The sequence below is a fragment of the Dyadobacter diqingensis genome, from assembly GCF_024220585.1.
GTDB lineage: Bacteria > Bacteroidota > Bacteroidia > Cytophagales > Spirosomataceae > Dyadobacter > Dyadobacter diqingensis.
In genome coordinates this window covers 45,956-59,785 of sequence record NZ_JAMXKF010000004.1, presented here as the reverse complement: position 1 = coordinate 59,785, position 13,830 = coordinate 45,956, and the positions used below count along the sequence as shown (strand labels likewise).

The 13,830-nt window shown below is 43.9% G+C and carries 11 protein-coding genes; 3 read left to right on the top strand and 8 right to left on the bottom strand.

What is annotated here, in order from left to right:
• Positions 1–74 precede the first annotated feature (74 nt).
• The 8 genes from M1L62_RS12780 to M1L62_RS12745 all read right to left on the bottom strand — a co-directional run bounded on the left by M1L62_RS12780 (position 75) and on the right by M1L62_RS12745 (position 9,142).
• Positions 75–644: a DUF4136 domain-containing protein gene (locus tag M1L62_RS12780; RefSeq protein WP_254413446.1), complete on the bottom strand. Its 570-nt coding sequence runs from the start codon at positions 642–644 to the stop codon at positions 75–77.
• A gap of 106 nt (positions 645–750) precedes the next feature.
• Entirely contained in the window at positions 751–2,265 is a 1,515-nt protein-coding gene (locus M1L62_RS12775) for a Do family serine endopeptidase (RefSeq protein WP_254413445.1), read from the bottom strand.
• 183 nt (positions 2,266–2,448) lie between these two features.
• Positions 2,449–4,125: an ArnT family glycosyltransferase gene (locus tag M1L62_RS12770; RefSeq protein ID WP_254413444.1), complete on the bottom strand. Its 1,677-nt coding sequence runs from the start codon at positions 4,123–4,125 to the stop codon at positions 2,449–2,451.
• 259 nt (positions 4,126–4,384) lie between these two features.
• Entirely contained in the window at positions 4,385–5,638 is a 1,254-nt protein-coding gene (locus tag M1L62_RS12765) for a sensor histidine kinase (RefSeq protein ID WP_254413443.1), read from the bottom strand.
• Positions 5,635–6,312 (bottom strand): response regulator transcription factor, encoded by a 678-nt coding sequence (locus M1L62_RS12760; protein ID WP_254413442.1) that lies wholly within the window; start codon positions 6,310–6,312, stop codon positions 5,635–5,637. The genes M1L62_RS12765 and M1L62_RS12760 overlap by 4 nt, the downstream gene beginning before the upstream one ends.
• A gap of 63 nt (positions 6,313–6,375) precedes the next feature.
• Positions 6,376–7,221 carry a ThuA domain-containing protein gene (locus tag M1L62_RS12755; RefSeq protein WP_254413441.1) on the bottom strand — a complete coding sequence of 282 codons (846 nt, stop codon included), beginning with the start codon at positions 7,219–7,221 and terminating at the stop codon, positions 6,376–6,378.
• A 152-nt stretch (positions 7,222–7,373) separates the two neighbouring features.
• Positions 7,374–8,279: a magnesium transporter CorA family protein gene (locus tag M1L62_RS12750; protein WP_254413440.1), complete on the bottom strand. Its 906-nt coding sequence runs from the start codon at positions 8,277–8,279 to the stop codon at positions 7,374–7,376.
• Positions 8,280–8,374: 95 nt separating this feature from the next.
• Positions 8,375–9,142: an Ig-like domain-containing protein gene (locus tag M1L62_RS12745; RefSeq protein WP_254413439.1), complete on the bottom strand. Its 768-nt coding sequence runs from the start codon at positions 9,140–9,142 to the stop codon at positions 8,375–8,377.
• Positions 9,143–9,401: 259 nt separating this feature from the next.
• Here M1L62_RS12745 and M1L62_RS12740 point away from each other — a divergent pair, with 259 nt between their 5' ends.
• The 3 genes from M1L62_RS12740 (at position 9,402) to M1L62_RS12730 (ending at position 13,757) form a co-directional block, all read left to right on the top strand.
• Complete coding sequence (locus M1L62_RS12740; RefSeq protein WP_254413438.1) at positions 9,402–10,397, top strand: zinc-dependent alcohol dehydrogenase family protein; 996 nt, start codon at positions 9,402–9,404, stop codon at positions 10,395–10,397.
• 1,854 nt (positions 10,398–12,251) lie between these two features.
• Positions 12,252–12,860, top strand: a complete 609-nt coding sequence (locus M1L62_RS12735) for a 2,3-bisphosphoglycerate-dependent phosphoglycerate mutase (RefSeq protein WP_254413437.1) — start codon at positions 12,252–12,254, stop codon at positions 12,858–12,860.
• A gap of 57 nt (positions 12,861–12,917) precedes the next feature.
• Positions 12,918–13,757 carry a universal stress protein gene (locus M1L62_RS12730; protein ID WP_254413436.1) on the top strand — a complete coding sequence of 280 codons (840 nt, stop codon included), beginning with the start codon at positions 12,918–12,920 and terminating at the stop codon, positions 13,755–13,757.
• The last annotated feature ends 73 nt before the right edge of the window (positions 13,758–13,830 follow it).

The following is a 13,830-nucleotide window of genomic DNA, read 5'->3' as shown; positions in this document are numbered from 1 at the left end:
GCTTTTATTTTTATTACGCATAAAACAGGCATCTTTGTGGACACCTGTTCATGCTTTTTGGCTTTTTTATTTGCTCAGCTCTGACGTACGGGGAAATCCTTCATCAGTTTTTTCACGCCCTTATTAATTCTTTTTTCCAGATGATTCGGATTGCTGACATCGCCGGAAATCGCTTTCTGCCAGATAACCTCGCCGGTTTTTGCATCCACCACATCCAATATCAATGTCCCGTCGGTATTGTTGCTTGAAGAGGGATAACCGCCGTAACCATAGCCATATCCGCCGTAGGGCATTCCCCAGCCGTATCTTCCCCAGCCCATCATCGGATAACCCACCATGGGATAACCGCCATAATAATTCCTGCGAACGCGTTGGGTGTAGGTATGAAATTGCAGCAACAAATCCGGATTCTGGGTTTCTCTTACCAAGCCTCTGCCGTTCAGCGCCTCGTCAAAGGCCTTTTGTATCCGCTGGCGGGAATACGTGCTGCTGTACATCGGGTTTTGATTTTTTTTCATATCCGGCACAATCCAGTTATAGGTGCGGGCCGGTGCACCTTCTGCCACTTTGGAACGAGGGTTATTCGCAAAAACCACACTGCTTAAAATGCTAAGCACTCCCAACACAATCAGATTCTTTTTCATTTTTACGATGATTAAATTTTTAATACTCAGAAAACAGTTTTCCTTAAAAAAATAAACATGGCATCTGTGGAAGGGCGGGCACGAAACCCGCCCCTACGGATTTTCATCACAAACCAATCGCATAATATTGTGTTTCCTGACTTCCCGGATAAACACCTTCGATCATGACCCCACCTTTTTTACCTTCCAATGCTTTCATTGCCTGCTGCACGCTCCCCACGGGTGTTTTATCTATTTTTGTAATAACGAATCCGTCCTGCATATCCGTATTCTGACGGACTTTTCCAGCATTAATCTGGCTCACTTGTACGCCGTGTTCCACGTCCCAGGCTTTTTTCTGCTGAGCAGTCAGATCCTGCAATTCAATTCCGAGGTTATCGAGCGTCTGTGCGGATTTCTCTGCGACCATTGTGCCGGCGCTGCTCTTTAAGGTTACGGTAATCACTTTTTCGGAACCGTCGCGGTTGACGTTGACCACAACCTTGTCGCTCGGTTTATGCTGTGCAATCGCCTCTTGCAACTGGGCTACACTTTCTACCGTGTGCCCGTCGATTTTAGTGATTACGTCTCCTACTTTGATCCCCGATTCGCGGGCTGCACTTTGTTCAGCGAAATTTTCAACGCGGACGCCTTCATCTACTTTAAGATCATAAGCCTTCACTTTTTCGCCGTCTACCTCACTGATACCCACACCCAGATAACCGCGTTGCACAGAACCGAATTTTGAAATATCTTCGACAACTTTATGCGCGATACTCGACGGAACGGCAAAAGAGTAACCGGCAAACTGACCCGTCGGACTCGCAATGGCTGTGTTAATCCCGATCAGGTTTCCATTCAGATCCACCAGCGCACCACCCGAATTCCCGGGATTTACTGCTGCGTCCGTCTGGATAAATGACTCGACCGGCGCTTTTGAATTTTCACCCAAAATATTGATACTGCGTCCTTTTGCACTCACAATACCTGCCGTAACGGTCGACGTGAGGTTATAAGGATTTCCAACCGCAAGCACCCACTGTCCTACCTTGACATTCTCCGAACTGCCGAAAGAAAGGGCCGGAAGGTTTTTCGCTTCAATCTGGATCAATGCGATATCCGTGTTAGGATCCGAGCCGATCACCTTGGCTTTAAAGGTACGTTTATCGGCAAGAGTTACTTCCAGTGACTCAGCTCCCTGAACCACGTGATTATTGGTGACGATATATCCGTCCGGATTGATGATCACACCCGAACCCGAAGCCTGCGGTTTTTCGCCCCTGCCCCTTCCCTGCGGCGCATCTTGTCCAAACGGATTTCGTCCGCCAAAGAATTCTTTCAACTCATCAGGCACTTCCATCTGGCTTACCGTCCTTTCTGCTTTGAGGGTGGATTTGATATGCACGACGGCGGCCGTTGCTTTTTGAGAAGCAAAAGAAAAATCCGCCGGGATCATCGCCACATTGGCACCAGTACTTTTTTCGTCCAGCCTGGCCTTTACAACCGGCATGTTGGATTCCACCCAGTTTGAGATGGTGTCTGGTTTGCTCAGGTGCTCATAGGTGGCGTAAGAAGTACCGCCCAAAAATGCGAAAGCCAGTGCGGCAGGAGCTAATTTCTTAATATTTTGTTTTTCGAACATGACTACAAAAGATGATAAGTTGAAAGATGAATTAACTCACAAGAGAGACTTTTCGGGAAAGCCAGCTGAACCTTGCCGCCGGCCTCTCTTGATTGTTATTTCAAAATTGCACTACGATCCTGTTGTAATCTTGTAGGAATTCTGAAGAGATTCTGAAGTTTTAAAATTTTTCGTTTTGTTCTCTCAGTTCGCCTTGAATCCGATTTTATCGTTGATAAAAAGCAGATAACGGGTTTGCAGTTTTGAGCTCCTCTTGTAGTGATCCAGAAAACCCAGTTTCAATTTTGTAATATGAAAATTCCGTGGCGTCGCCAGAATTTCAGCGTCCACCCCGGCTTTGAGCAGACTATCCCCGACTGCGGCTGTGGTATACAGATAACAGGGATTGTTTTTAATGAAATGCCCGAGCTGTGCATTACTTTTTATAAGTCTCACATCACCAGGGGAATAAAATTCAAAAGAGTACGAAAACGATTGATAGGAAGCCACCGGAATCTCATCGTCATTTCGTGCATCGATCAAACGGGCGGCCTCCGTACCCGATTGATACCGAAGTAAAAATGGATAAAAGAAATAAAACAAAAATACATAGAGCATAACCGACGTCGCATATCCTTTAAAAAGCAGCTGACTTATCGGAGCGCGCAACCTGACAAAAGTAGCACCAAGCGTCAGCGTTACGGTGAAAATCGCACCCGCCATGGCATACTGCAATTTGGTAAAAAACAGCAGCCAAAGGATTAACACGCACAAAACATACATCAAAATGGTTTGGAAAGTGACAAGTCGTTTCAGGATTGGATCCTGTGCTTTTTTGTATAGAAAATAACCTGTGAGTATTGAAAAATAAGGGAACTCGATCACGATATAATGCGGCAGCTGAAATTTAGACAACGAAAACAGCACAAACGTGATGATGGTGCTGCCATAGATAGTCCACCGCACCGGATTCGGTGCCCTGTCAAACCTGACCATATGGATAATTGCCGCAATCAGTCCTATGGACCAGGGTAGAAACGCCCATAATGTGGTATGCAAAAAGAAGGTAAGATCACCCTTTCCCTTGATCGGACCGGTATTAAAAAAGCGCCCGAACTGACTGTCCCAAAAGAAAAAACGGAGACCAGAAACGTTGGTCCTACCGAAAACAACTTTTTCGGGATGAAGGTCAAATTGCTGATACAAACAAAACAATTCTGGAAGAATAAAAACGAAAGTCAACGCAAGAAAAAGCCACCAGCGATAATTGAGAAGCTGTTGCCACTGCTGCGTAATAGCCCAAAATATCAGCCACCCGCCACCCAGCGTGATTAAAACAAAAATGCCCTTTGTCATGATCGCACAGGCTGAGAACAGGGCCGCCGCAAAAATATGAATCCAGTGCTTCCTTTCATAAATACACAACATATGCCAGATCGCGGCAATAATGCAGGTAGTCAGATACGGTTCTGCGCGGACATCAAAATTAGCCAGCGTGCTGTGCAAGGCGACGGTATAAATCAACACTGAAATTCTAGCAACGGTATGATTAAACAAATCCCTCGCCGTCAGATAAGTATACAAGAGACTCACCAGCCAGAACAGGAAAGCAGGTAGCTTGTAAGCAAAGCCGTCGATCCCCAGAAACTTGTAACTGATAGCTGCCATCCAAAATGGAAAATGCGGTTTGTCAAGCCAGTCGTGCCCATCACCATAGAGATTAATCCAGTCGTTATGCTGCACGATGTGTTTGGCAATGGTTGCGTAAAGAGCGCCGTCGGGCTCCATCACGTCCAGCCATAAACCCGGCACATTCAATAAAATTCCAAGCATGAGCAGCCAGGGGAAGTAGCGCTGCAAAGAGATTTCCAGTGTATTCATAGTTGAGCCTCGATGAATTATGACACATTTTAACCCTTTGCCAGAAATAAAATTTTCGTCCCGGGCAATGATTACAAAATGATAATATTCACCTATATCGCAGAGCGTGCGATTTTGATGCAAAACGGGGACAATTATTTCGGAGGAGAGGAGGTGTACTTACTACGGCTTTCTTCCGAAGGTTGAAGTTTTTGCATAAAAAAAGGAAGGTTAAAAACCTCCCCCTTTCCTTTGTTATTAGCCATGAAAAATCTTTATGTTACCAACTCACGGTCAAAGAATGCCATTCGTTGTCAATATCATATTTTAAAGTTTGCCCGTTTACCTCGCAGATGGTTTTTACCAGCGCAAGGCCCAGACCCAACGAAGCAGATAACGTACTTTCTTTACGAAAACGTTCAAACAACTGCTCAGGGTTCGCGTTCAGGGTTTTTCCCGTATTTCGGACGGATAAAAATCTTTCGCGTAAGATAATAATAATCTTTCCTTTTTCAACGTTATGGCGTATCGCGTTTGTCAATAAATTATTTACAAGAATTTCAGCAAGCGCCGGATGTATCACAAGACCAACGGGTTGCAATTCTGTCTGAATACTTATTTCCCTTTTCACGATCAAATCTTCCAGATCTCTTAATTTCCCATTGATGATCGGAACCAGGTTAACCGGCTCCGTTCCCGCCAGAAACTGCCTGTTTTCTATTTTTGTCAGCAATAATAATGCCTGGTTCAAACGCCCCAGCCGGTTTGCTGCTTCACTCACGCTTGATAATGTAACAAGTTGTGACTCAGTTAAAGTTTCATCCTGGAACAATCCTTCAATTTTTGAGAGGATAACCGCCAGCGGAGTTTGTATCTCATGCGACGCATTTTCAGTAAACTCTTTAAGGTTCTGATAAGCCGTTGCGATCCTGCTCGTGAGCTGGGTAACGGCCTGATTCAGCTGGTCAAATTCAAGCGTTTGTTCACGCTCAAACCTCAAAGTTTCGTGCTGCTGAATCTGGTATTGATCCAGCTTGCCCAATGTTTTGTAAAATGGTTTCCATAAACGTCTTGACAACCAACTATTTAACAACAACAAAGAAACCAGCAGCAGTGCCACAATAAAGGTCACGGTCATTACAACCGCCTCCATAAGTCGTTGTCGTTGAAGCAATAACTTGCTGATCGTTACCCGATACCACTGTCCCAACGCTCGTTCATAAAACACGAGCTGGCGGTAAGGCTGGTATTCGTTTTCTGCAAGATTTAACATAAAAGTTTCCCTGACCAGCATTTTTCCGGGATACCGAACCTCTTCCATCTGCAAACTATCACCAAGCTGCAAAATATAAACCGGCAAAGTTTCCAGATGCCGCAACTGCCAGCGCACTTTTACCTGACTTTGAAACAATTCTTTATTAACCTCACGATCAATAAGATAACGAACTGACACATAAAACAGCCCTGCTCCCAGAAACAGGACCAGCATGGATGTTACCAGTTGGTAGCGCAGGATCTGTACCAGCAGTTTCATTGTTCACTGAATTTGTAACCCACCCCATAAATAGATCTCAGATAATCGGGACAATCTTTGTCCATCAGCTTTTTTCTGAGGTTTTTAATATGTGTGTAAATAAAATCGAAATTGTCCATCAAATCCGCATCGTCGCCCCACAAATGTTCCGCGATCGATTCCTTTGTGAGCACGCGGTTTTTATTAGCGATCAGATAAATAAGCAGGTCATACTCCTTCCGTGTAAGAATAATTTCCTGCCCTTCGACGGACACAAAATGTTCCTGTGGTTCGATGACGATTTTCCCAAAACGGATCTGCTGATTACCCTGAAAACTTCTTCTCCTGATCACTGCCTGCACGCGCGCATTGAGCTCGGACAAGTGAAACGGTTTGGTCAGGTAATCATCGGAGCCTAGATTTAATCCCTCGATCCGGTCGTCAAGCGAATTTTTGGCTGATATGATGATAATCCCGGTCTGCGGAAATTTCCGCTTCAATTCCTTTACCGCATTCAGTCCGTCGCCGTCAGGGAGCATGATATCTACCAGAACGCAATCGTACTGATAGATGTTTATTTTTTCAATGGCCGTTTCATAGTCCGCTGCCCATTCACATATGAAATTTTCCCGCTGGAAATAATTCTGGATACTGGTTGCCAGCGCTTTTTCGTCTTCTATGAGTAATAGCTTCATGCCCTGATATTTTGTACAAAAAAAGCCATGAATTCTGGTGCAATTCTGTACTTGGCTTAAAAATTATTTCTTACCTGTACCGAGCCACAACAGCCCGTCGATCACAAGCTTATTCTGTATCTCATTATCAAAGGTATAGGACAGCGTTTTATTGGTTTTACCCTCATAGTCGATATCGTTATGCCCCATATTAAGATACAGCATTTTGTAATTTTTATTGGTCCAAACGACAGGGTAATAACCACTATGCCAGATTTCATGTTTTTTAGGGCCGGTTCCTAAAGGAAAACTGGTCGAATCGATGGATAGTAATATTTTTATATCCGGGTTTTTACGGAGATCATGTTCCCACCGATACCATTCGTTTGGCGACGCCTTAAAAGTTTCAGGGAGATTTTTTGTTGCCGGATTTTTACGATCCTCTACCCGCAGCACGGCAGAAGTTGGCCGCCAGGTATTACTGGCATACTGCCCCGATCCCAGGAATTTTTCATGATACCAGTCCCAGTCCTGATTAAAAGCGGAAGGTGTTAAAGCAAATGCGGCAAAGTGAAAACCCATCCAGGCTCCTCCGTTTTCCATATACTGCTGAAAAGCGGCCCGTTGTTCTGGTGCCTCCGGCCTCGTATCCAGGAACAAAACCACCTGATAATCCGACAAAAACTTCGCATTCAGTTTACTCCAATCGGTTGTTGAGTCGTAGGTGAAATTATTTTCAGCGGCGATTTTCGGGAAAAATTTATTCGCTTCGTGCATATAACTGATGTGCGCCTGATCATTTTTTCCGGTATAAAACGCGATCACCTTAAACTTCGGTTTTTTGCTTTGCGCATCCGCAGTTTGTAATAATCCGGTTAAAAAGATGGCGAATAAGCATAACGGTAAGGCCTTTCGGAGAAAGCAGAACATGGTTTAGGGGTTTAATAGATTAAGGTTTAGAAATTCCGGCTGCATCCGTCCCTTGGGACCGTTTGGCTCGGTTTTGCAATATAGAAGATTTATATCAATACTTGCTTTCGAGTAATCCAACGGTACAAAATACGGGCTATTTCTTTAATGCATTACAACCAGTCCTTTTTCCTGAACCAGTAGTAGATAAAACCTGTGATAATGGCCATCAACACCATTACACCGGGATATCCCAGCCTCATTTTCAGCTCCGGCATGAATTCGAAATTCATCCCGTAAACACCCACAATGAAGGTTAACGGCATAAAAAATACCGAGAAAATAGTCAGCACCCGGATAATTTCATTGGTCCTTTGTGACGACAAGGAGAAATAAATCGTCATCAGGTGGTTGGTGTTCTCAAAAAGCGAATCGTAAATATTGTGAAGTTTCACGTACAGGTCGCGCGTATCCCGCGTGTAGGTATTACCCGGTTCATTATCAATTTTATCCACAATCTCAAAAGTCAGAATGAGAATGCGACGGGTCACATCCACCTTCCTTTTTAGATAGTATAATCCTTCGAGCAAGGATTGTTTTCTATTTTTTAGAAACATATTGGTCTCATAAAACTCAATTTCACGGGTTAACCGCATGGCGTGGTCATCATAGGTCGCCAAGCCCGTTTTGACAATTTCGTTTAGAATATGGTACACCGACTTGCAGTTTTCCGAGTGAATGTACTCATCCCTGATCTTTTCAACCTGCGGCCAGGGTTTCTTATGAATGGTTATAATTCTGTCGTCCTTAATAAAAACCGAAACCTTATCCGTGAGCTCCCTGACCGTATCCGCCTGATCGACAACATCCGCCGTATGCAGTCTGAAAATAATAAAGATATCACCGTCACTGCCCACAGTTTCATATTTTGGAAGGTGGTCGGGCTGAAGACAGTCATTGACAGACGATTCATGCAGTTTGTATTTTTTTGCGATCGTGTGAACCTCTTCGGGATCAGGATCGGTAATATCCAGCCACTCAAACGGATGTTCCTTTTTCTCGGCAATTATCTGCACCATAGATTCAAAAGTTTAATACAAAAAAATCAGGCAGATCTGATGTTTACACACCTTTTCCCGCCTGATTTATTTATATACAACTTTTGTTCCAGTGGTTAAAAACCTTTGAAATTTGCTTTGATCGATTGTAATTGAATTTTCGCCGACGCCTTCATCGTCTGAATGAGTGGGACGGAAGTTCGTAAGCCGCCAGCCGGATAAGGATTATACAAAGCAACAAAACCTATGGTTTCGTCATCTGTCACTACGACCACAACTTTGTTATCGGTGTAAAAATAGAATCCGTCCTCTTCACCTAACTCTTCATATCTTTCTGCTAAGAAAAGAGCGGCTTCGTCAAGAACAGGCTTGGTTTCTGTAAAAATAAGTGCTGACTGGATTAGTGCATTTTTTCTAAACCCGTATGCCACGCCTCTCAACTTTGCATTCTCCGCCTTGTAAACAATGGTGGCTGTGTCTTCCTGCAACACAGTCCGCTTTTCTTTCGCTTTTACAGCCGCCTGGTTTGCCTTAAAATCCGTAACCGGTTCCACACACAAAGTGCTATAAGGGTCAACGGTAACTTTCGACTGAAGTGTTGTTTTGCCATCCGTGGAGGCAGCCTTGATGGTGGTGGTTCCTATGCGCCGTCCGGTAAACTTACCGTTCTGGTCCACTTTCCCAACGATTGTATCGCTGGATGTCCATTTAAAAGTGGTGGCACCAACCGCCTCGGTACCTTTTGTTAAGGCAAACTGATGGGTATCGTCGTAGTGCAGCTTCAAATCGCTATCGCTCAAAACAATTGCCGGCTCTGCTTCTTTGTCCTTCGAGCAGGATACAGACAGAGCAGCGAGGAATAAAAACAGATATAGTTTTCTCATAATGTAAGTGTTAGGAAGTGAAGAAATGTAATGATAGAAATTATTTTACGCAAAAACTAGCCAGTTACTAACTGGAAACGATATTTCCCACCAACGGCCAGGAGATTATCCGGTGCTGCTATTTAGTTACCCCAAAAACGAAAACTTTTACTCCATTACACGACAATATGTTGTACAATTTTGCAAAACAAATACGGAACAAATTCTCATAGAATTTACGGATAACTAATCAAAAAATCACCTGTTTCAATTAATAATCATGAAAGCAATCATTTTAGAAGCTTACAACACGCCCCTTAAAGTCGTTACAACGGATAAGCCTATACCGGGGAATGGAGAGGTTTTGGTGCGCGTTAAGGCCAGCGGAGTAAATCCTCTCGATCTCAAAATAAAAGCCGGCCAGGCCGGACATGCCCAACAACCGCTTCATAAAATTCCCGGTATCGACATGGCAGGAATTGTGGAGGCCGTCGGAGAAGGTGTTTCTAAATTCAGCCCTGGTGACGAAGTCTACGGAATGATTGGCGGTATTGGCGGAAACCAGGGATCACTCGCAGAATACGTTGCGGCAGACGCCGATTTGCTAGCAATCAAACCCCGAAATTTTGACATGCGTGAGGCCGCAGCGCTACCGTTAATTTTCATAACCGCATGGGAAGCACTCGTGGACAAAGCACATATAAAGGCGGGGCAAAAGGTACTAATTCATGGCGGTGCCGGCGGAGTCGGGCATATTGCCGTACAGATTGCGTTGGCCAGCGGAGCAAAAGTGTTTACCACTGATTCTCCACTGAAACATGACTATATCCGCTCCCTGGGTGCCACACCGATCGATTACACAACCAAAACCGTCACACAATATGTTGACGAACTTACCAACGGCGAAGGATTTGATGTGATTCTTGATACCATTGGAGGTGAAACACTGGACCAGTCCTTTCAGGCCGCGAAAGTGTATGACGGTCATGTGGTGAGTATTCTAGGCTGGGGTACCCATGCATTGGCTCCGCTGTCCTTTCGAGCCGCTACGTATTCAGGGGTTTTCACGCTTCTCCCCTTACTGACAGGTAAAGGTCGCGCCCATCATGGTAAAATTCTGGAAGCGGCGAGCAAAATGGCGGAAGAAGGCAAGCTGATTCCTCTGGTTGATCCACGCCGCTTTTCTATGGATTCGGTTGAAGATGCATACGAGTCTTTAAAAAACAAAACAGCCAAAGGCAAGGTTGTGATTGAAATTCCGGATTACAATCTGTAAAACATAACAATTGGAGGAATTTGAGTTGTCCACTTCCTTAATTGAATAAGCCAAATCGGGAATAAACCAAAATCCCGGAGAAATGAAATTATTATAGAAAACATAGAGAACAATCAATTCCATAAAGTATCCACTAGCCAAAATCCCGAAGGGGTGAAATCATTGTAGAAAACATCGAAAACAATCAGTCCATAAAATATCCACTAGCTAAAATCCCGAAGGGGTGGAATCATTGTAGAAAACATCGAAAACAATCAGTCCATAAAATATCCATTAGCCAAAATCCCGAAGGGATGGACTTATTGTAGAAAGACGTCGAAGATCCAAATCTGAACCCTGAAAGCGTGACATAGGTTTTGCATCTCGTTCCGTTGCCGGTCTCAAAATCTGCCACCCCGATGGGGTTTTGATCGGAGTCGGGCATTTGTTTTCTACAATAATATCATCCCTCCGGGATTGTTTCTTGGCTATTGGCACTACTGAAAAGTCATCACAACCGATAAGTCAAACTGATACAAGAATTTGAGTTGACTACCCCCTCAATTGAATAAGCCAGATCAAAAACAATCAGTCCATAAAATACCCGCTACCCAAAATCCCGAAGGGATCGATTTATTGTAGAAAAGACATCGAAGAACCAGATCGGAACCCTGAAAGGGTGACATAGGAATTGCATCTTGTTCAGTCGCTGGTCTCAAAATCTGCCACCCCGATGGGGTTTGGATCGGAGTCGGGCATTTGTTTTCTACAATAAATCCATCCCTCCGGGATTGTTTCTTTGCCATTGGCACTACTGAAAGTCATCACAACTGATAAGCCAAACTGATACAAGAATTTGAGTTGACTACCCCTTCAATTGAATAAGCCAGATCAAAAACAATCAATCCATAAAATATCCGCTAACCAAAATCCAGAAGGGGTGGAATCATTGTAGAAAACATCGAAAACAATCAGTCCATAAAGTATCCACCAGCCAAAATCCCGGAGGGATGGCATTATTGTAGAAAAGACATCGAAGATCCATATCGGAACCCTGAAAGGGTGACATAGGAATTGCATCTTGTTCCGTCGCCGGTCTCAAAATCTGCCACCCCGATGGGGGTTTGATCGGAGTCGGGCATTTGTTTTCTACAATAATTTCATCCCTCCGGGATTGTTTCTTTGCTATGGGTATTCTACTGAAAAGTCATCACAGCCACTAAGCCAAACTGATATAAAAATTTGAGCTGACTACCCCTTCAATTGAATAAGCCAGATCGAAAACAATCAGTCCATAAAATATCCACTAGCTAAAATCCCGAAGGGATGGACTTATTGTAGAAAGACGTCGAAGATCCAAATCTGAACCCTGAAAGGGTGACATAGGAATTGCATCTTGTTCAGTCGCCGGTCTCAAAATCTGCCACCCCGATGGGGTTTGGATCGGAGTCGGGCATTTGTTTTCTACAATAATTTCATCCCTCCGGGATTTTGCAAATTGGTATTCTACGGATAGGAATGATTTTCCGATGTGGTCTTTCTGTTATTCTTTGTTCGCAACATCGTCAATTAGCACCCGACGAGACAGACTGACAGAAATGTTACAATTCATTAAACATAACCCAAAAAAGCGTTCACATGATGATAATTACTGCCGGTAGTTATGACAATCGTCATATGTTTCCCAGCCGTATTTCACGAACTTTAAACTAAAAATAAAACCCTGATTTACAACAGAAAAATAAATAAACACGCCATACCGATTTTAAAACAAAACCTTTGAAGGAACTGCGGTGTTGCATGAACAGGAACTCACGGTTACCCTGAAAGCCCGGATTCATCAGCATTCAGACCTGTAACATATCCTCTTTTATTATGTCAAATTTGATTATTGTTCGCCACGGCCAGTCTGAATATAATTTAGAAAACCGCTTTACAGGCAGCACAGACATCGAGTTAACCGACGAAGGGATCGTTGAAGCAACAAAAGCAGGAGCGCTGATCCGGCATTACCCGTTAAACGAAGCCTATACTTCGGTACTTAAAAGAGCAATTCACACGCTCAACATTATTTTGAGAACCATTAATCAGCCGTCTCTGCCTGTCACGAAAACGCCTGCGCTGAATGAACGGAGTTATGGGGATCTGCAAGGACTGGATAAGTTGGAAATGACAAAAAAATACGGGGAGGCGCAGGTGCTTTCCTGGCGCCGGAGTTATGACATCATTCCTCCTCACGGCGAAAGCCTGAAAGATACCTACGACCGCGTTGTCCCCTATTTTGAAAAAGAAATTAAACCCAAGCTCGCTGCCGGCAAAAACATCCTCATTGTCGCGCATGGGAATAGTTTACGTGCGCTTATGATGTATCTTGAAAATATTGGTCACGATGAAATTTCTGATATAAACCTGGCGACCGGAGTTCCCAGACTTTATGAATTTTCGTCTCAGATGGTCGTTAATAAAGTCGGATACCTTGAATGAATTCCGACAAATATTTCGTAAATCTGATTCATTGAAATGCCCTTAAAATAGAATGTTATGAAAAAAATACTGGTGCCATGTAATTTTTCCGCATATGCAGAAATGGCCATACAGTTTGCCACGGAGCTGGCGAGAGTTAACAACGCCGAAATTTTGCTTTTGACTGTTTTACAAAACCCGGACCCAGGAATGCCGGTTGATACTGAGGAAATTGCGTTGTCAACCGAGGCTCAGAAACAGAAATTTGTCCACTTTATGAAGAGCGATAACCATCCGTCGGTGGCAGTAAGTCACCTGGTACGGCATGGTCAGATTACCCCCATCGTGCTTGAAGTGATTGAAAAGAACCAGATCGATATTGTTGTGATGGGAACGCATGGTTCGAGAGGCTGGAATGAGTTTTTCATGGGATCCAATGTTGAAAAAATTGTCCGGACCTCACCGGTTCCCGTTTTTGCGGTCAAGAAAAAAACAACGATGAGGTCGGTTCACAATATTGTTTTTCCGACCAATCTTAAACTAAATCAAAAAGATGTCGTTGAAAAGATCAAAGCCATACAGGAAATGTTCCGTGCGAGACTGCATCTGTTGCGCATCAATACAGACGAAGAGCAAGAGGAAAGCGAAGTACAGACGGCTCTGGAAGCATACGCATCCCATTATCAATTAAGCAATTATACGATGAGTGTGAGAAATACCGACGATGTCAGACAGGGTATTCTGCAATTCGCCCGTGAAATGAATTCGGATATGATTCTGATGGCCACGCACGGGAACAGGGATCCGAAGGATATGTACAAGCAAAGTATCACGGCCGATGTGGTCAATCATGCCAACCTGCTGGTATGGACCTGTTGTACAGAAAAAAGGGTACATCCGGTCGATGACCTTGTTTAGATTATTTTGGCACAATAATTTTATATTTTTCCCAGGACAAAAAGGTACATCAAGTACCTTTTTTTGATTCATC